The 17,686-nt window shown below is 67.4% G+C and carries 16 protein-coding genes, 1 tRNA gene and 1 pseudogene; 6 read left to right on the top strand and 12 right to left on the bottom strand.

All coding sequences use genetic code 11. From position 1 onward, the window contains the following. Positions 1-270 (top strand): LuxR C-terminal-related transcriptional regulator, encoded by a 270-nt coding sequence (locus BLT73_RS17025; protein WP_176805032.1) that lies wholly within the window; start codon positions 1-3, stop codon positions 268-270. Between the two features lie 281 nt (positions 271-551). Here the strand turns inward: BLT73_RS17025 and BLT73_RS10255 are convergent. The 4 genes from BLT73_RS10255 to BLT73_RS10240 form a co-directional block, all read right to left on the bottom strand. Next, a tRNA-Ser gene (locus BLT73_RS10255) sits at positions 552-641 on the bottom strand. 42 nt (positions 642-683) lie between these two features. After that, entirely contained in the window at positions 684-1,247 is a 564-nt protein-coding gene (gene phaR / locus BLT73_RS10250) for a polyhydroxyalkanoate synthesis repressor PhaR (protein WP_090523591.1), read from the bottom strand. A gap of 115 nt (positions 1,248-1,362) precedes the next feature. After that, positions 1,363-1,815: a Phasin gene (locus tag BLT73_RS10245; protein ID WP_090523589.1), complete on the bottom strand. Its 453-nt coding sequence runs from the start codon at positions 1,813-1,815 to the stop codon at positions 1,363-1,365. Between the two features lie 141 nt (positions 1,816-1,956). Next, on the bottom strand, positions 1,957-4,245 hold the full coding sequence (locus tag BLT73_RS10240; RefSeq protein ID WP_090523638.1) for a PHA/PHB synthase family protein: 2,289 nt from the start codon (positions 4,243-4,245) through the stop codon (positions 1,957-1,959). A 201-nt stretch (positions 4,246-4,446) separates the two neighbouring features. Here BLT73_RS10240 and phaZ point away from each other — a divergent pair, with 201 nt between their 5' ends. Continuing rightward, positions 4,447-5,802, top strand: a complete 1,356-nt coding sequence (gene phaZ / locus BLT73_RS10235) for a polyhydroxyalkanoate depolymerase (RefSeq protein WP_090523587.1) — start codon at positions 4,447-4,449, stop codon at positions 5,800-5,802. Between the two features lie 151 nt (positions 5,803-5,953). On the opposite strand, the gene purU is transcribed toward phaZ, so the two are convergent. The 7 genes and pseudogenes from purU to rpiA all read right to left on the bottom strand — a co-directional run bounded on the left by purU (position 5,954) and on the right by rpiA (position 13,908). Continuing rightward, a complete protein-coding gene (purU, locus tag BLT73_RS10230; RefSeq protein ID WP_090523585.1) occupies positions 5,954-6,838 on the bottom strand; it encodes a formyltetrahydrofolate deformylase in 885 nt (294 codons plus the stop codon). A gap of 4 nt (positions 6,839-6,842) precedes the next feature. Next, positions 6,843-7,166, bottom strand: a complete 324-nt coding sequence (locus tag BLT73_RS10225) for a 2Fe-2S iron-sulfur cluster-binding protein (protein WP_090523583.1) — start codon at positions 7,164-7,166, stop codon at positions 6,843-6,845. A gap of 102 nt (positions 7,167-7,268) precedes the next feature. Next, a complete protein-coding gene (locus BLT73_RS10220) occupies positions 7,269-8,810 on the bottom strand; it encodes a DegQ family serine endoprotease (RefSeq protein ID WP_090523581.1) in 1,542 nt (513 codons plus the stop codon). A gap of 550 nt (positions 8,811-9,360) precedes the next feature. Continuing rightward, positions 9,361-10,371: pseudogene (gene hflC, locus BLT73_RS10215) on the bottom strand (protease modulator HflC); the annotation flags it as partial. Further along, positions 10,371-11,696 (bottom strand): FtsH protease activity modulator HflK, encoded by a 1,326-nt coding sequence (gene hflK / locus BLT73_RS10210; protein WP_090523578.1) that lies wholly within the window; start codon positions 11,694-11,696, stop codon positions 10,371-10,373. The gene hflK and the pseudogene hflC, both read right to left, overlap by 1 nt. A 59-nt stretch (positions 11,697-11,755) precedes the next feature. Further along, positions 11,756-13,174 (bottom strand): glutathione-disulfide reductase, encoded by a 1,419-nt coding sequence (gene gorA / locus BLT73_RS10205; RefSeq protein ID WP_090523576.1) that lies wholly within the window; start codon positions 13,172-13,174, stop codon positions 11,756-11,758. Next, a complete protein-coding gene (rpiA, locus tag BLT73_RS10200) occupies positions 13,171-13,908 on the bottom strand; it encodes a ribose-5-phosphate isomerase RpiA (protein WP_090523574.1) in 738 nt (245 codons plus the stop codon). The genes gorA and rpiA overlap by 4 nt, the downstream gene beginning before the upstream one ends. A gap of 144 nt (positions 13,909-14,052) precedes the next feature. Here rpiA and BLT73_RS10195 point away from each other — a divergent pair, with 144 nt between their 5' ends. The 3 genes from BLT73_RS10195 to BLT73_RS10185 are packed head-to-tail and all read left to right on the top strand — an operon-like array spanning position 14,053 to position 16,148. Next, positions 14,053-15,192 (top strand): bifunctional 2-C-methyl-D-erythritol 4-phosphate cytidylyltransferase/2-C-methyl-D-erythritol 2,4-cyclodiphosphate synthase, encoded by a 1,140-nt coding sequence (locus BLT73_RS10195; protein ID WP_090523572.1) that lies wholly within the window; start codon positions 14,053-14,055, stop codon positions 15,190-15,192. Positions 15,193-15,195: 3 nt separating this feature from the next. After that, on the top strand, positions 15,196-15,687 hold the full coding sequence (locus BLT73_RS10190; protein WP_090523570.1) for a phosphatidylglycerophosphatase A family protein: 492 nt from the start codon (positions 15,196-15,198) through the stop codon (positions 15,685-15,687). Beyond that, on the top strand, positions 15,684-16,148 hold the full coding sequence (locus BLT73_RS10185; protein WP_090523567.1) for a CinA family protein: 465 nt from the start codon (positions 15,684-15,686) through the stop codon (positions 16,146-16,148). The genes BLT73_RS10190 and BLT73_RS10185 overlap by 4 nt, the downstream gene beginning before the upstream one ends. A gap of 47 nt (positions 16,149-16,195) precedes the next feature. On the opposite strand, the gene BLT73_RS10180 is transcribed toward BLT73_RS10185, so the two are convergent. Then, positions 16,196-17,182: a hypothetical protein gene (locus BLT73_RS10180; RefSeq protein ID WP_090523565.1), complete on the bottom strand. Its 987-nt coding sequence runs from the start codon at positions 17,180-17,182 to the stop codon at positions 16,196-16,198. A 123-nt stretch (positions 17,183-17,305) separates the two neighbouring features. On the opposite strand from BLT73_RS10180, the gene BLT73_RS10175 reads away from it, so the two are divergent. Next, positions 17,306-17,674, top strand: a complete 369-nt coding sequence (locus BLT73_RS10175) for a hypothetical protein (protein WP_090523563.1) — start codon at positions 17,306-17,308, stop codon at positions 17,672-17,674. Positions 17,675-17,686 lie beyond the last annotated feature (12 nt).

Below are 17,686 nucleotides of genomic sequence, written 5' to 3'. Positions count from 1 at the left end.
ATGCTGCGCTACGGCGCACAGCCCTCCGACAGGTTCGCCGGGATCGACAGCCTGAGCGAGCGCGAGCGGACGGTGCTGCACCACCTGTCCAGCGGCGAATGCGACAAGTCCATCGCCGCGGCGATGAATATCAGCGACAGCACCGTGCGCGTCCATGTTCGCTCGCTGCTGAAGAAACTCGGCGCCCGCAGCCGGCTCGAAGCCGCGCTCCACGCCGTCGGCGCCCTGCAGATCCAGCCCCGACCCGAGGGGTCGCGCCTGGCAAACTGACAGCTCACGCAGCCTGCCCGGCGGCGGGCCGGTCCGGGCCAGGCCAATCACAAAGATCCAGTCTGAACCGGTTGAAATATTTGGAGCGGATTGCACCGTTCCCCGCCCGTTCCGGCAGAAGCAATCGACGATGCCGTGCAATGAGAGCCACCTGGCATGCGCGGTGCCGGTCTCCAGGCAATCTCTAGACCGACGCGGGCTGGGCTTTTCCGTCCCATGGCTCAAATCCGCGATCCTGATACCCACGACCAACGCGCGTGCCGGACCTTTACAGGAATATATGGCGGACGGTGAGGGATTCGAACCCTCGAGACGGTTCCCCGCCTACACACTTTCCAGGCGTGCGCCTTCGACCACTCGGCCAACCGTCCGTGCCCGCGCTAGTTAGCCAATGGCGCGGGGCAGTGCAAGGCTCAGAGCTTGGAAATCCGCTTCTGCAGCTCGGCAAGCTGGCGGCGGATCTCGGCCATGTCCTCGCGCTCGCCGCCGGGATCGGCCATCTCGTCGGGCTCGGGGCCAGAGGAGCCGCCGCGCCAGCCGCCCATCATCGCCTTCAGGAAGGCCTGCTGCTGGCGCTGAAGCTGGTCGAAGCCGGGCATGGAGGACATCGGCGTCGGCATCGAGGCCATGTTCTCCATGATCTTCGACTGCCCCTCGCGCAGCATCTCGAAACTGGCGGCGAGGAATTGCGGCACCACGCTTTGCGCCTGGGTGGTGTAGCTGCGCACCAGATCGGTCAGCACATCGACCGGAAGCACGTTCTCGCCCCGGCTCTCATGCTCGGCGATGATCTGGAGGAGATATTGCCGGGTCAGCTCGTCGCCGGTCTTCAGGTCGACGATCTTCACCTCGCGCCCGTCGCGGATGAAGGTCGCGATATCCTCTAGCGTGACGTAATCGCTGGTTTCGGTGTTGTAGAGACGCCGGCTGGCGTAGCGCTTGATCAGCAATGGCTTGGCGGCATCGGCTTGGGCCATCGGGCTTCCTCTTTACTGCATTTGCAGCATATTGCGACCGATCCCGCGCAAATGCAAAGAAAAAGGGGCAGGCCCGGCGGGCCGCCCCTTCTCCCATCAGCAGTGAACGCGTCGATTACGACTTGGTCGCCGCGGTCGCTTTCTTGACGCTGTCCTGAGCCTGGCGGGTCGCCTGCTCAGCGGTCTTCTGCGCGTCGGCAGCCATGTCCTTGCCGGCCGACATCAGCAGGTCGACGGTTTCCATCTGCAGCTTCTTGGCCACTTCGGCGAAGGCCGACAGATGCTCGGCGGCGCTTTCGCTGGAAGCGTTGGCGAAGTCGCTGAACGCCTTGGCGTAGCCGGAGGCATCGTCTTTCTGCGCGGTCAGTTCACCAACGCGGGCGATGGTGTCCTTGGCCCACTGCGCCGAGATCTCGGTCGAACGCTCAGCGGCGGACAGGGCGACATGCGCCATTTTCTCGTTCAGCGCCGACTGGGTCTTGAAGGCGTCCTGCATCGACGAGGTGTCGACCGGGAAGTTCGCCATCATGTCCTGCATCGATTTGGTGAAGTCAGGTGCTTTAGCCATTTCTTCTCTCCTATACTGGCGGCCGGGGAGGAAGACCGCCTTTGAATTTCGGTAAGCCAAAGATAGATGCTGCGCTGCAGCATCTCAACAGTTATTCTGCACTGCGGCGAAAAATCTTTTGCGGGTGCGAAGCGCGCGGTATCAATACTTCTGATGGACATAGCTGCCCGGCGCAGGGCCCAGCCCGGCCTCCGGTTCGCGGGCGGGAACCCGGTCGCCGGAATGCGTGCGCAACCAGGCCTCCCAAGTGGGCCACCAGCTTCCGCTAATGAAGTCGGCCGCCTCCTGCCACTGCTCCGGCTCGCCCGAGAAATCGCCCGATCCGGTGTAGTGGCCATATTTCTTCTTCGACGGCGGATTGACGATTCCGGCGATATGGCCCGATTCCGACAGGATGAAGCGCTTGTCGTCCGATCCCATCTGCTTCACCCCGCGCCAGCTATATTTCCACGGCGCAATATGGTCGGTCTCGCAGCCAATGGCGCAGATCGGCAGGGTGATGTCCGACAAGTGCAGCTTGTGGTTCATCATCGGATAGCCATCGCCGACCAGCAGGTTCTGCTGGCACAGCCCGCGCAGGTAATCGATGGTCATCTTGCCCGGCAGATTGGTCGCGTCGCCGTTCCAGTAGAGCAGATCGAAGGCTGGCGGCGCCTCTCCCATCAGGTAGGAGCGGATGGCCGGGCCCCAGACCAGATCATTGGCGCGCAGGAAACTCATCGTGCGGGTCATCAGATGCGAGGCGAAGATGCCGGAGCGCTGCACCTCCGCGGTGATGCCCTCGACGAAATCATCCTGCAGGAAGGGCACGAACTCGCCCTGCTCGGAAAAATCGGTCAGCGTGGTGAAGAAGGTGGCGGAGTTGATCCTGTCATCGCCGCGCTGCGCCATCAGCGACAGCGTCAGCGACAAGGTGGTGCCGCCGATGCAATAGCCGATGGCGTTCAGCTTCGGCTCTGCCGTGATCTCCTCGATCGCATCCATGACCGACAGATAGGCGCTGACATAATCCTCCAGCCCGGTATCGGCATAGGAGGGATCGGGGTTTTTCCACGACACCACGAACAGCGTGTATCCCTGATCGACGATCCAGCGGATCAGGCTGTTTCGCGGCTTCAGGTCGAGGATGTAGAACTTGTTGATCCAGGGCGGGAAGATCACGACGGGCGTAGCATGGACCTGCTCGGTGGACGGGCTGAACTGGATCAGCTCATAGAGCGGCGCCTGGCGCACCACCCGGCCCGGCGCGGTGCCGATATTCTCGCCCACCGCGAAGGCGTCGCGATCGGCCAGCGACACGACCATCTCGCCGCCATGCAGTTCCACGTCGCGGACCAGGTTCTCAAGCCCTTTCACAAGGCTTTCGCCCTCGGTTTCCAGCGCCTTCTGGATCGCGTCGGGGTTGGTGGCGAAGAAATTGGTCGGCGCGAACATGTCGATGACCTGGTTGGTCAGCCAGTTCAGCCGGTGCTGATCGGTGGGGCTCAGCGTGTCCAGATGCTGGGCGGCATCGCGCATCGCCTGGGCGTTGATCTGGTACTGGCTCTTGACCGTGTTGAAATAGGGATGGCTCTGCCAGAGCGGGTTGCGGAACCGCTTGTCCGTCTCCGGCTCGGCCTCCTCCGCCGCAGCGGTCTTGCCGCCGACGAATTGCGATTGCAGCTCGGCGTAATGTGACAGGGTGGCGCCCCAGTATTTGACCTGCTGTTCGAGGATGCGCGCCGGCTGCTCGGCCCACATCTTGGCCCAGGCCATGCTGGCATTCACCATCAGATCGGCGCCCGGCCCTTCCACGCCCGGATCATGCATCGGACGCTGCGAGAGTGCCGAGGCGAGACGCTGGGTCAGCGACTCCAGCCGCTCCATATTCTCTGTCAGCCGGGGGGATGACGGGGCGGGCTGGCCCTGCCCGTCCGCCTGTGACGTTGCCGCAGCGGCGTTGGGCTGTGCCCCGCCGCTGGTGACGGACGCGGCGGATTTCAGATCGGCCGGTGCCGCGGCAGTCTGGCTGGCCGCATCGCTCCTGGCGGCGCGGCTCGCGGCTGTCGGCGCCTTGCCGGGGGTGGCGGGCTTGCGGGCGGCCGCAGCAGAGCCGGTCTTTGCGGCGGCGGGTTTTGTGGCGGCGCGGCCGCTGCGGCCGGAGGCCGATGTCCCGGCGGCCTTGCCCGCAGGTTTTGCCGCGCTCCTGGCGGCAGTCCCCGCCGTTTTCTTGGCGGTGGAGGCGGCAGGTTTGCGGCGCGTGGCGGACGCCTTGCCTGCGGCGCCGCCCGCTGCCTTCGTGCCGGATTTCGCGGCCCCCGACCCGCGTCGCGCGGCCGCCGATTCCGCCGGTTTCGCGGCCGCCGTCTTGCCGGAGCCGGAGGCCGCGGCCTTGGCCGTGCGCCCGCGCGGCTTCGCCGCTGCGGCATTCGCGGCGGCATTGTCAGCCATATTGTTTTCGCTGGAGGATTCGGTCCGGCTGCTGCGGCGTTTCCGCGGCGCGGCATTTGCGCCACGCGCCGGGGTCTTGCGAGTTTCGTTACTTGCCATAACCAATATTCCCCCCTACTGTCAGCTTCCGATCTTAACCGGCGCGGTGATGATGAAAAAGGGGTCAGTTGTTCGCCGGACGCATTCGAAAGTGAGGCGGTCATGGCCAAGCAACCACTCTTCAAGGGACTGATATCCTACGACGCCATCGAGTCGATGCGGAACACGAGCGAATGGCTCGGGGCGTCCGCCCGCGCCATGGCCTCCTATCCCGCCTTCGCGATGATTCCCCACCCGGTGTTCCGACTGATGAGCGCCTGGGGACATGTGACCGAGCGCAGCTTCTCGCGCATGGTCATCAAGCCCGACTGGAACATCCCCGCCATTGCCGGGGCGGACGGGCAGGACCATGTCGTCTATATCGACAAGGTGCTGAAACGCGATTTCGGGGATCTGCTGCATTTCCGCGTCGCCCGGCGCGAGACGTTGAGCCGCAAGATCCTGCTGGTCGCGCCCATGTCGGGCCATTACGCGACGCTGCTGCGCTCTACCGTCACCTCGCTTCTGCCCGATGCCGAGGTCTATATCACCGACTGGCACAATGCCCGCGACATTCCGGTCAGCAAGGGCAAGTTCGATATCGAGGACTACACCCAGTACCTGGTCGAATTCATGCGCCATCTGGGCCCCGATCTGAACGTGATCGCCGTCTGCCAGCCCGCGCCGCTGGCCCTTGCCGCCGCCGCGATCCTGGCCGAGGACGAGCCAGAGGCGCAGCCCCGCACCCTGACCCTGATCGGCGGGCCGATCAATCCCGACGCCGCCGCGACCGAAGTCACCGATTTCGGCAACCGGATCACCATGGGCGAGCTGGAATATCACGTCATCCAGCAGGTCGGGTTCAAATATCCCGGCACCGGCCGTCTGGTCTATCCCGGCCTGGCGCAATTGTCGTCCTTCATCGCCATGAACGCCGAAACCCATGCCAAGGCATTTCTGGACAAGATCGTCGCCGATGCGCGCGGCGAAGGCTCCGAGGCGGACCGGCACAACAAGTTCTACGACGAGTATCTGGCCGTGATGGACATGACGGCCGAGTTCTATCTTTCCACCGTGGAGCGGATCTTCAAGGGTCTGGAGATTGCCGAGAACCGGTTTACCGTGAATGGCAAGCCGGTCGATATCGGCAAGATCACCGATGTCGCGGTGATGACCGTCGAAGGCGGCAAGGACGACATCTCGGCGCCGGGGCAATGCGTGGCCGCGCTCGATCTCTGCACCGGCGTGCCCGAGCAGCGCAAGCAGCAGCATCTCGAGGACGATGCCGGGCATTACGGCATTTTCGCCGGGCGGAGCTGGCGGCTGAACATCCGCCCGCTGGTGCTGGATTTCATCGACGAACAGATGGAAGGCCCGCAGGAACCGCCGGTCAAGACCCGCAGGCGCCGCCGGGGCGGCGCGCCCGCCGATGGCGCCTTGCCCAACATCGCGGATGACGACCGCAAGATGCCGGTCTGACGCATGACCGCGCCGCATCATGCGGCGCGGATCGCTTAGATCCCAGCGATCATCAGAAGCGTGACAGGACAGGAGCGGTGCCGACTGGCGGCCTTGGCCGGCCAGTGGTCCGGCAGCCTTAGCGCGGTGCGTGCGCCCCGCGGCGCTGCGGTCAGCCCATCCGGGCGGAGGCAAAACTGCCGGGCGAAGCCGGAAAGACCACCGTGCGGCTGCCATTCAGGAACACGCGGTGGTGGATATGGGCATGGATGGCGCGGGCCAGCACCTGCGCCTCCACGTCGCGGCCGAGGCTGACATAATCCGCCGCCGACTGGGCATGGGTCACGCGCACCGTGTCCTGCTCGATGATCGGGCCCTCGTCCAGATCGGCGGTGACGTAATGCGCCGTCGCCCCGATCAGCTTCACGCCGCGCTCATAGGCCTGCTTATAGGGGTTGGCACCCTTGAAGCTGGGCAGGAAGGAATGGTGGATATTGATGATCCGCCCCGCCATCCGCGCGCAAAGCCGGTCGGACAGCACCTGCATATAGCGCGCCAGCACCACCAGCTCCGCCCCCGTCTCCCCGACGATCTCCAGCAGCCGCGCCTCGGCGGCCGGCTTGTCCTGCGCCGACACCCGGACATGGTGAAACGGTATGTCGTGGTTCACCACCAGCTTCTGATAGGTCAGATGGTTCGACACCACGCCCACGATCTCGATCGGCAGCGCCCCGATCCGCCAGCGATACAGGATATCGTTCAGGCAATGCCCGAAGCTCGACACCATCAGCAGCACCCGCATCGGCCGGGTCGCGTCGTGGATCGCGGCCTCCATGCCGAATTGCGCCGCCACCGGCATGAAGCCGGCGCGCAGCGCCGCGATCCCCAGCCCGTCCTGATCGGTGAAGCTGACCCGCATGAAGAACCGACCGGATGCGAGATCGTCGAACTGCGCGGAATCGGTGATGTTGCAGCCATGACCGGCCAGAAACCCCGAAATGGCGGCAACGATGCCACGCCGCGTCTCGCAGGCAACGGTCAGGACCAGGTCGGACATGGGATCAGATCTGTTTTTCGGGCAGGTTCACCACCAGCCCGTCCAGATCATCCGTAACCTTGAGCTGGCAGGTCAGGCGCGAGCGCGACGGGTCCGGCTCCCAGGCGAAATCCAGCATGTCCTCTTCCATCGGATCCTTGGGCGGCAGTTTCTCCACCCAGTCCGGCGCGACATAGACATGGCAGGTCGAACAGGCGCAGGCCCCGCCGCAATCGGCCTCGATCCCCGGCACGCCATTGTCGCGCGCGCCCTCCATCACGGTCATGCCGTTGGACACCTCGATCTCATGCGCGGTGCCGTTATGCTCGATATAGGTTATTCTGGCCATGGCTCGCTCCTGTCTGTGAAGGCGAAATAGGCGATACGGCGGGCAATGAAAAGGGCGGGACCAAAGCCCCGCCCTGCCCTTGGGCCACGTCGCCCGCGGGGTTTATTCCGCGGTGGACAGCGCCACGAAGCGCGGCTCGCCGCCGCGGCGGATCATCAGCAGGATCGAGCGTCCGGCCTCGCGCGCCGCCTCGACCCGCTCGCGCAGATCGCTGAGCGTCGCGACCGGCTGCTGGCCGGCCTCGGTGATGACATCGCCCCGGCTCAGCCCCTTGTCAGCGGCGTCGGAGTTGGGATCGACGTCGCTGACGACCAGGCCTTCCTGATCCTCATCCAGTCCCAGTTCCGCGGCCAGCTCCGGCGTCAGCGGCTGCAGCGTCATCCCCAGCGTGTCGCCGCTCTCGCCGCCGTCACCCTGACTGCCGCCCTGCCCGCTCGCCGTGCCCTCGGCCAGTTCGCGCCGGCCAAGCGTGACGGTCAGCTGCTCTTCCTCGCCGTTGCGCAGCACGGTGACCGAGACATCTTCCCCGATCGGGGCCTGCGCCACGCGGGCCACCAGGTCGCGGTCATCCTCGATCTCGTTGCCGTCGAAGCGCACGATCACGTCGCCCGCGCGCACGCCCGCCTCTGCCGCCGGACCTTCCGGCACATCGGTGACCATGGCGCCGGTCTCCGATTCCAGCCCGAGCGATTCCGCGATATCCGGCGTCACACGCTGGATCTTCACGCCCAGCCAGCCGCGCCGCGTCTCGCCGTATTCCTGCAACTGGTCGATCACGGTCGAGACCACGTTCGACGCCATCGAGAAGCCGATCCCGATCGAGCCGCCATTGGGCGACAGGATCGCGGTGTTCACCCCGATCACCTCGCCATCCATGTTGAACAGCGGGCCGCCCGAATTGCCGCGGTTGATCGAGGCATCGGTCTGGATGAAATCGTCATAAGTGCCGGTCAGCGCCCGCCCCCGCGCCGAGACGATCCCGGTCGAGGCGGAAAATCCCTGGCCCAGCGGATTGCCGAGCGCCAGCACCCAGTCGCCCACGCGGGCCGCGTCGCTGTCACCGAAGCCGACAAAGGGCAGATCCTCTGCCTCCACCTTCAGCAGCGCGATATCGGTCTGGGCGTCGGTGCCGATCACCTCGGCGGTGCGCCGCGCGCCGTCGCGGAATTCGATCTCGATCTCGTCGGCGCCGTCGATGACATGGTTGTTGGTGACAATGAAACCATCATCCGAGATCACGAAGCCGGAGCCGAGCGCATTCGCCCGCTGCGGCCCGCGCTGCTGCGGCCCGAACGGGCTTTGCTGATTGCCGTCGGGCATCGGAAAGCCGAAATCGCGGAACAGGTCGGAAAACGGGCTGCCTTCGGGAAAGACCGGGCCGGTCGGTTGTTCGATCACGGCCGTGGTGTTGATGTTCACCACCGCCGGAGAGACCTCCTCGACCAGATCGGCGAAGCTGTCGGGCATGATCGACTGGCGGCGCGCCTCGGTCTCGGGCGCGGTCAGCGGTGCCTCGTTGCTGTTGGCCGTGACCTCCGGCTGGGTCTGGGCCTGCGCGGCCTCCTGCGCCGTGGCCGGAAGCGCCGCGAGGCCAAGGGCCGCGACGGATACGGAGGCGAGGAATGGGGTGAATGGCGTGCGCATCGAGTTTTCCTTTCCATGTCTGCGCCGATCCCAGTCGGCGCGCGACTCTGCGGGTCGCTTCTGCGGGTTCTACAAAAGCCAGATGGGGAGACGTTGCAAATAAATCACGCTCCGCTCCGTTGAACTCATCGTGATTTTCACAACGAAAACGGGCGGCCTGCGCCGCCCATTTCCATCAGTTCGCGGTGACCGCGTCGGGCGCGTCGCCGCCCAGCTCCACCGCCGGGTCCGCCTCGCCCTCGGCCGCGTCGGTCATGGGATCCCCGGCCGCCTCTCCGGCCCCGGTGTCTGGCGTTGGCGGTTCGTCGGCCGCAGGCATGTCGGTCGCGGCGTCTTCGGTCACGGCGTCGTCGGTCATGGCGTCGTCGGCGGCGGGGGCGGGGGCGGCATTGGCGGGCTCAGCCTCCGCCGCATCAGCCCCGGATTCGCCATCGGCCGCGGGCGCCGCCGCGCCATCCTCGGTCTCGGCCGGTTGCACCGGCGAATCCTCGGACAGCATCGAGGCATCGCCCAGACCGGCCCCCGGCTCCTCGTCCCAGGGCATCTCAATCGGGCGCGGCGTCACCGCGCTGTCGGCCTGGATCGGGTCGCGCGCCGCCGGGCCGCCCTGCTGCGCTTCGGGAAGGGTCGAGAGGTTTTCCTCCTGCGGCAACTCCTCGGCAGGTGTGGCGGGCGAGGCATCCGCCGCGCCGTCATTGCGCAGATAGGCGAAGAAATCCCCGTCCGGCGGCATGACGATCTGCGAATTCTCGCCCCGGAGCGCCTGCGCGTAGGACGTCAGAGAGCGGGTGAAAGCGAAGAATTCCGGGTCGCGCCCATACGCATCCGCGTAGATCGCGTTGCGCGCCGCATCGGCCTCACCACGGATGATCTCGGCATTGCGCCGCGCCTCCGAGGTCAGCTCCACCACGGTCCGGTCGGCGGCGGCGCGCACGCGCTGCGCGGCTTCCTCACCGCGTGCGATTTCGTCGGCCGCCTCGCGCTCACGTTCCGCCCGCATCCGCTCATAGGTGGCGGCGAGGTTCTGCTCGGGCAGGTCCGTCCGGGTCAGCCGCACGTCGATGATCTCGACCCCCAGCCCTTCGGAGTTGAGCCGCGCCTCGTCGCGGATCCGGTTCATCAGCGAGGTCCGGTCATCCGACAGAACAGCGGTCGAGGGCACCTCACCCAAAACCTCGCGGATGGCGGTGCGCACGATCGGATCGAGCCGACCCAGTGCCGCATCGGTGCCGCCGGTGCCCACGGCCTGACGGAAGCGGACCACATCCGCGATCCGCCAGCGGGCGAAGGCGTCGACGATCAGGCGGCGGTCATCCAGCGGCGTGATCTCCAGCGGCGTGGTCTGCAGACCCAGCATCCGGTCATCATATTTCACCACATCGTCGAGGAAGGGCAGTTTCAGCCCCAGCCCCGGCGCTTCCTTGACGTTCACGACGCGCCCCAGCCGCAGCACAAGCGCCTTTTCACGCTCATCCACCTTGTAGAGCGCCGAGGCCGCGATCACGATCAGGACGATCAGCGCGGGGATGGCCAGCGTGGTCAGTAATCTTCTGCGTGCCATCAGTTGCCCCCCTGGGTGATCGTGCTCAGCGCGCCGCTGCTGGCGGCATTGGTCTGGATGTCGCTGCCGGTCGGGCTGGCCCCGCCGCCGTCACTGCGCGCCGGGCTGGTGGTGGCCGGACGACGAAGCTGGTCGAGCGGCAGATAGGGCAGAACCCCCTGCCCGCCGCCATTCTCGATGATGACCTTGTCGACCTGCCCCAGCACGTCTTCCATGGTTTCCAGATACATCCGCTTGCGTGTCACTTCCGGTGCCTTGGCATACTCGGCATAGACCGAATTGAACCGCGCCGATTCACCCTGCGCGTTGTTGATCGCCTCGGCCCGGTAACCCTCGGCCTGCTCGATCTCGGCGGCTGCATCACCACGGGCGCGGGCAAGCGCCTGGTTGGCATAGGCATCGGCCTGTTTTTCCAGCGCGTCGCGGCGCTGCTGCGCGGCCTGCACCTGACGGAAGGCGTCGATCACCTCGGATGGCGGGTCGGCGCGGTCCAGGTTGACCCGGACGATGTTCACGCCGGACTGGTAGCTGTCGAGCGTCTGCTGCACCGACAGTTTCAGATCCTCGGCAATCGCGCCCCGGTCGCGGTTCAGGATCGGCGCCAGTTCCGAGCGCGCGATGATGTCGCGCATCGAGGATTCCGCCACCGCCCGGATCGTGCCCGAGGGATCGGCTAGGTTGAACAGGTATTTCTCGGGGTCGGAGATGTTCCAGACCACCTGGTATTCCATGTCCACGATGTTCTGGTCGCTGGTCAGCATCAGCCCGCTATCGGTGGGCGTGATGCCGCTGTCGCCCTGGCGGTTGCTGTCCACCCGGCCGGTGCCGATCTCGGTCACGCGTTCGCCGGTGACCTGCACGACCTCCTTCGTCACGACCGGCCAGGGCGCGAAGTTCAGACCCGGCTCGCCGGTGCCCACGGCGCGGCCGAACAGGAACTCGACCGAGCGTTCTTCGGGCCGGACCGTGTAGAAGCTGGCGAAGGTCCACAGACCCAGCAGGACCAGCCCGCCGATCATCACCGTGCGCCGGTCGAAGCTGAAACCGGGACCGGAGGGGCGGCGCGGACCGTTGCCGTTGCCGTTGGAGCCGCCGCGCCCGCCCATCAGCACGCGCAGCCGGTCCTGACCCTTCTTCATCAGATCCTCGATTTCGGGCAGATCACCCGGCCGCTGGCCGGGCCGGCGCGGCGGCTCGGGGCGCTTGCCGCCGCCATTGCCGCCCTGGCCCCAGGGGCGCTGCGGTCCGCGCGGCGGCTCCTTGCCGCCCCGGTTTCCGCCATCGCCATTTCCGCTGCTGCCGCCTCCCCAGGGGCCTTGTGCCATGTGACTGCCTCTTCCTATCTTTCTCGTCGTGTTGAAAACTGGGGGTCCGGCCCCGAAAGTCAAGCTTGCGCGGCGCGTTCCGCGGCATCCGCCGCCCCGGAATCCGCCGCTGCGCGCGCATGGTGCCGCGTCGGCTGGCGCATTGTCACCAGCTCTTCGGCCATGGTGGGATGGACGGCGACGGTGCGGTCGAAATCCTCTTTCGTGGCCCCCATGATGATCGGGATCGCGGCCAGCTGGATCAACTCGCCCGCCTCCGGCCCGAAGATCTGACAGCCCAGCACCTGCCGGGTCTGGTCATCGACAATCAGCTTCATCATCACCCGCGCATCCGAACCCGCGAACATCGAGCGCATCGGGCGGAACCGCGTGTCATACACCTCCACCCCGCCGCGCGAAATCGCCTCGTCCTCGGTCATGCCGATCGAGCCCAACTCATGCGGGCGGGTATAGACGGCGCTTGCGACCAGGCTGTGATCCATGTGGCGCGGATGGTTGCCGAACAGCGTGTCGGCAAAGCTGTGACCTTCGCGGATCGCGACCGGCGTCAGGTTCACCCGGTCGGTCACATCGCCCACCGCGTAGATCGAGGGGATATTGCTCTGCGACCAGTCATCCACCATCACCGCGCCGCCGGGGCCGAGGGTCACGCCCACCTCCTCCAGCCCCAGACCGGCGGTGTTGGGGCGGCGCCCGGTGGCGAACATCACCGCATCGTAACGATCGCTTGAGCCGTCGTCGAAATGTGCAATGACCGCGTCGCCATCCCGCGCCAGCCGCGCCGGGCTGAGGCCCAGCCGCACCTCCACCCCGATCTGCTGCAACTGATCCGTGACAAGCTGGCGGGCATCGCCGTCAAAGCCGCGCAGCACCTTGTCGCCGCGATAGGCCAGCACCGTGTCCACACCCAGCCCGTTCAGGATGGTGGCGAATTCGCAGGCGATGAAGCCGCCGCCGATGACGAGCACCCGGCCCGGCAGCTTTTCCATCATGAACAGATCGTCCGAGATCATGCCCAGCTCCTCGCCGGGAATGCCGGGCCGCTGCGGACGCCCGCCCACCGCGACCAGGATATGCTTGGCGCTCAGCAAGGTGCCGTCGGCCAGCGTCACCTCATGCGGGCCGGTGACGCGCGCGCGCTGATGATGGATCGTGCCGCCCGCGCTTTCAAAGCCCCGCGTATAGGCCGCTTCCAGCCGGTCCAGCTCCGCATCCAGCTTGGCCTTGAACGCATCCCATGAAAACGCGCCGGTCTGCGCGTCGGGCCAGCCATAGCCGCGCGCCTCCGCCGCCGCCTCGGGCGCGGAGGACGCGAAGATCATCAGCTTCTTGGGCACGCAGCCCCGGATCACGCAGGTGCCGCCCATCCGGCTTTCCTCGGCCAGGCCGACCCTCGCGCCATATCCCGCCGCGATCCGCGCCGCGCGCACCCCGCCCGAGCCGCCGCCGATCACGAACAGGTCATAATCGAAACTCATGCCTCATCCTCTTCCATCCCCTCTGCGGTCAGCTCCGCGACCGAGCCATCCGGCCGGCCGATGATCGCCAGATCACAGATATGCAGGAACAGCCCGTTTTCCACCACGCCGGGAATGGCGTTCAGCGCGGCCGACAGGCGCTCGGGGTCGTGGATCTCCTCAAGCGCGAGATCGAGTATCAGATTGCCCTCATCGGTGCGGTAAGGCGCCTCGTTACGCTGGCGCAGCAGGATCGGGCGATGGTCCAGCTCGCTCGAATCCAGCACACGCTGGATCAGCTCGCGGGTGATCTGCCAGCCGAAGCCGATCACCTCCACCGGCAGATGGAAGGCGCCCAGCGTCTCCACCACCTTGTTGCCGTCGGCCATCACCACCATCCGGTCGGAGGCCTTTGCGACGATCTTCTCGCGCAGCAACGCCCCGCCGCCGCCCTTGATGAGGTTCAGATCGGGATCGACCTCGTCAGCGCCGTCCAGCGTCAGGTCCAGCCAGCCGATCTCGTCCAGCGTCTCGATCTTCAGCCCATGTGCCTCGGCCAGATCGGCGGTGGCCTGGCTGGTGGCCGCGCAGCGCAGGCTCAGCCCCTCCTCCGCCGCGCGCTCGGCCAGCCGGCGGACCATGAAGGCGGCGGTCGATCCGGTGCCCAGACCCAGCCGCATCCCGTCCTCGACCAGCCGGACGGCGGCGATGGCGGCGGCATTCTTGGCGGTATCGGCGGGTGACAGGTCGGACATGGCGGGGTTCCTCGGGCTGTTTCGCAGTTCTTACCGAAACCGCGCTGCAAGAGACAGACCCAATCCGCCGCGCACCGGCCCGGCGGCCTCGCCACTGTCACGGACGATTGCGCGGCGCGCCGGGCTGGCATAGAGCTTCGGCCCATGCTGGAGCAGGATCAGATCGCCGTCATCATCACCGCCGCCGGGCGCGGCACCCGCATGGGCGGGGCGCCGAAACAATGGCGCGACCTGGACGGGCGCAGCGTTCTGGCGCGCAGCATCGCCGCCTTTGACGGGTTCGGGCGGATCGTGGTGGTGCTGCATCCCGACGACATGGCGCGCGGCATCGCGGCGTTCGGCGGCGCGGTGACGCTGGTGGCGGGCGGCGACAGCCGCGCGGCCAGCGTTCGCGCCGGGCTGGAGGTGCTGGAGGGCAGCGACGTGTCCCATGTGCTGATCCATGACGGCGCAAGGCCACTGGTGGACCGGCAGGTCATCGCGGGCGTGACCGCAGCACTTGGTCAGGGCGCGGTGGCCGCGGCCCCCGGCCTGCCGGTCAGCGACACGCTGTGGCGCTCCGCCGACGGTCACGTCACCGGCACGCAGGACCGGGCCGGCCTCTATCGCGCCCAGACCCCGCAGGGGTTCCGGCTGGCCGAGATCCTGGCCGCGCATCGCGCCGGGCCGGACGACGCCACCGATGATGTGGGCCTCGCGCGGCTGGCCGGGCATGAGGTGGTCATCACCGCCGGTTCGGAAGATAATCTGAAACTCACCTTCGGGCCGGATTTCGACCGCGCCCGGCGCATTCTCGGAGGGGCGATGGACATTCGGCTGGGCAATGGGTTCGACGTGCACGGCTTCGCGCCGGGCGATCACGTGACGCTCTGCGGGGTGCGCATCGACCATGATCGCGCGCTGAAGGGCCATTCCGACGCAGATGTCGGGATGCATGCGCTGACCGACGCGATCTATGGCGCCTTGGCCGAGGGCGATATCGGCCGGCATTTCCCGCCCTCCGATCCGCAATGGAAGGGCGCTGACAGCATGATCTTCCTGCGTCACGCCGCAGGTCTTGCGCGCGAGCGCGGATTTCGCATCGGCAATGCCGATGTCACGCTGATCTGCGAGGCGCCGAAGATCGGCCCCCATGCCCGCGCCATGCAGGCGAGGCTGGCGGAGATCATCGGCATCGAGGCTGACCGCATCTCGGTCAAGGCCACCACTTCGGAGCGCCTGGGATTTACCGGGCGCGGCGAAGGCATCGCCGCCCTCGCCACCGCCACGCTGATCGGAGGCTGAGCGATGGACCGGCTGATCTGCACCTGGTTCGGCGCGGGCCTGCTGCGCCCTGCGCCCGGCACCTGGGGATCGGCGGTGGCCGTGATCCTCGGCGTGCTCCTGCACCGGCTCGGGCATTTTCCGCTGCTGCTGGCGGCGACGGCGGCGGTGACGGCGCTCGGTTTCTGGGCCGTGCCGCGCTACACCAGGGGCATGGCCGATCCCGACCGCTCGGAAATCGTGATCGACGAGGTGGCCGGGCAATGGCTGGCGCTGTGCTTCCCGTCCTTCGGTTTCTGGCAGGCCGGGCTGCCTGCCGACAGCTTTCCCTATCCGGGCTGGCTCGCCGCCTTCCTGTTCTTCCGGCTGTTCGATATCCGGAAACCCTGGCTGGTCGGCCGCGCCGACCGCGATGGCGGGGTGCGCGGGGTGATGCTGGACGATCTCTGGGCCGGGCTGTTCGCGGGCCTCGCCACCATGCTGGCCGCCGCCATCAGCCATCTGTGGCTGATGTGAGCGCGGCATCCGTCCTCGACGCCGCCCGCGCGCGCGGGGTCATGATCGCCACGGCCGAAAGCTGCACCGGCGGGATGATCGCATCGGCGCTGACGGCGGTGCCGGGTTCGTCCGACGTGGTGGATCGCGGCTTCGTCACCTATTCGAACGCCGCCAAGCAGGAGATGCTGGGGGTCCGCGCGGACACGCTGGACCGCCACGGCGCGGTCAGCGAAGAGGTGGCGCGGGAGATGGCGGCGGGCGCGCGGGCGCGGAGCCAGGCCGGGATCGCGGTCGCGGTCACCGGAATCGCTGGGCCGGGCGGCTCCGCGCACAAGCCCGAGGGCCGGGTCTGTTTCGGCCTGGCCGATGCCAGCGGCACGCGCAGTGAGACCGTGGATTTCGGCCCGATCGGCCGCGACAAGGTCCGCCAGTCGAGCGTCGATCACGCGCTGCGCCTGCTTGCATCGGCCTTGGGCTAGCCCCGGCGCGCCCGCTCGGACCGCGCCGGGGCCGTTGGCTCAGCGGGTCAGCGCGCGGTTTCCTCGACCACCTCGCCCTGCGGGTTCAGCCGCAGCGTCACCGGCTCGCCCTGTGGGTTCGTGGCGTCCAGCGTGGCACCGTCGGATGCCGGCACAAATCGGCCAAGCGCGGTGTATCCCGCCGACTCGATCTCCCCGCGCAGCGCCGCCTCCTCGGACGGGGCGCCGCCCTGATCGGGCGAGGGGCGCACTGCCGCGCCATCGCGCGGACCGTCGCCGCGCGGACCACCGTCACGCGGCCCGCCATCACGCGGGTCACCGCCGCGCGGCTCTCCATCACGCGGCCCGCCACCACGCCGCTCTCCGTCGCCCGGACCACCGTCACGCGACCAACCGTCACGTGTGCGGCCACCATGCCGGGCCCCGTCGCCCCGCTTCTTGTCGCGCCCCATCTCATCACCGCGGCCGCCCGGCCCCATCCGGTCATCGCCGCGGCTGAAATGGACCAGCTCGCCCGCCGCGTCGAAGCCGATCCGCACCGCGTCGCCCGAGGCGTCCTGACCGGCCAGCATCACCGCCTCGCCGCGCGTGCCGATGGCGCTGAGTTCCGCGATCTCCGCCGTCACCGGATGGGCGCGCACCGCCTCCAGCAGCATCTCACCGATCACCTCATCAGGCAGCGAGGATCCTTCCGCCGTGCGAATGCCCCGCAACGCGCCATCCGGGCCGAGCATCGCATCGAAATCCTTCCCGGTCCCGGCGATCACCCCCTGCACCAGCGTCCCGCCGCGCCGACCCTGCCGCGTGGTGACATCGCTGAACCCGTCTCCCTGCAAGATCTGGGGGAGGGAGTCGGCGCGGCCCGCCTCATCCTCCGCGGTTTGCGGGGTCTGCGGGGCAATATCGGCCGGGGCGGCGGGGGCGTCCGCGCCGTCTCCGGCCGGTGCGCTCTGCTGCGCCGCAAGCGGGCTTGCCGCGGCGAACAGGACGACCGCCAGCATGGCGGTGGAATTCATCAAGATTCTGCTGCTCATTGGATAACCTTTCTCGTATCCCGGATCATGGCCCGGATGCGACAGGGGTAACGAATCGAAATGCAACCTTTCACCAATGCCGCGTTTGGGGTCTGTTTACCCCTGCGCGCCTATGCTGGGGCCATGTTTCGCGCCGTGCCGATCCTGCTGTTCCTGGCGCTGCACGCCGCGGCGGCGCCGCAGCCCGGCCCGCCGCCCCTGCCGTTTCACGAGGTGATGCGGCTGGTGGAGGAGCGGTATCGCGGCCGGGTGCTGGCCGCGCGGATGGAGCGGGCCGCACCGCTGGAATATGCCGCGGGCACCGATCTCGTCCAGATTCTGACGCTGCTGACACCGGCCCGCCACATCATCCGCATCCGGCTCGACGCGGTCAGCGGAGAGGTGCTGAATCTGCGCGGGCGTGGCATACTGGATGCGCAGAAATCCGCCAGCCACCCCGGCCCGCCAACATCGCGCGGGCGCGCGGGGCGCGGAGACGCGAAGGACCGTTGACCAGTAAGGAAG

Origin of the sequence: Paracoccus isoporae (genome assembly GCF_900101865.1) — a bacterium.
Classification (GTDB): domain Bacteria; phylum Pseudomonadota; class Alphaproteobacteria; order Rhodobacterales; family Rhodobacteraceae; genus Paracoccus; species Paracoccus isoporae.
This window is presented reverse-complemented; position numbering and strand designations above follow the sequence as displayed.

Bases quoted from the DNA above. Each gene is read 5' to 3' on its own strand.
- BLT73_RS17025 (WP_176805032.1), top strand. From the start codon at position 1: ATGCTGCGCTACGGCGCACAGCCCTCCGACAGGTTCGCCGGGATCGAC.
- phaR (WP_090523591.1), bottom strand. From the start codon at position 1,247: ATGGCCCAAGCCGATGCCGCCAAGCCATTGCTGATCAAGCGCTACGCC.
- BLT73_RS10245 (WP_090523589.1), bottom strand. From the start codon at position 1,815: ATGGCTAAAGCACCTGACTTCACCAAATCGATGCAGGACATGATGGCG.
- BLT73_RS10240 (WP_090523638.1), bottom strand. From the start codon at position 4,245: ATGGCTGACAATGCCGCCGCGAATGCCGCAGCGGCGAAGCCGCGCGGG.
- phaZ (WP_090523587.1), top strand. From the start codon at position 4,447: ATGGCCAAGCAACCACTCTTCAAGGGACTGATATCCTACGACGCCATC.
- purU (WP_090523585.1), bottom strand. From the start codon at position 6,838: ATGTCCGACCTGGTCCTGACCGTTGCCTGCGAGACGCGGCGTGGCATC.
- BLT73_RS10225 (WP_090523583.1), bottom strand. From the start codon at position 7,166: ATGGCCAGAATAACCTATATCGAGCATAACGGCACCGCGCATGAGATC.
- BLT73_RS10220 (WP_090523581.1), bottom strand. From the start codon at position 8,810: ATGCGCACGCCATTCACCCCATTCCTCGCCTCCGTATCCGTCGCGGCC.
- hflK (WP_090523578.1), bottom strand. From the start codon at position 11,696: ATGGCACAAGGCCCCTGGGGAGGCGGCAGCAGCGGAAATGGCGATGGC.
- gorA (WP_090523576.1), bottom strand. From the start codon at position 13,174: ATGAGTTTCGATTATGACCTGTTCGTGATCGGCGGCGGCTCGGGCGGG.
- rpiA (WP_090523574.1), bottom strand. From the start codon at position 13,908: ATGTCCGACCTGTCACCCGCCGATACCGCCAAGAATGCCGCCGCCATC.
- BLT73_RS10195 (WP_090523572.1), top strand. From the start codon at position 14,053: ATGCTGGAGCAGGATCAGATCGCCGTCATCATCACCGCCGCCGGGCGC.
- BLT73_RS10190 (WP_090523570.1), top strand. From the start codon at position 15,196: ATGGACCGGCTGATCTGCACCTGGTTCGGCGCGGGCCTGCTGCGCCCT.
- BLT73_RS10180 (WP_090523565.1), bottom strand. From the start codon at position 17,182: ATGAGCAGCAGAATCTTGATGAATTCCACCGCCATGCTGGCGGTCGTC.
- BLT73_RS10175 (WP_090523563.1), top strand. From the start codon at position 17,306: ATGTTTCGCGCCGTGCCGATCCTGCTGTTCCTGGCGCTGCACGCCGCG.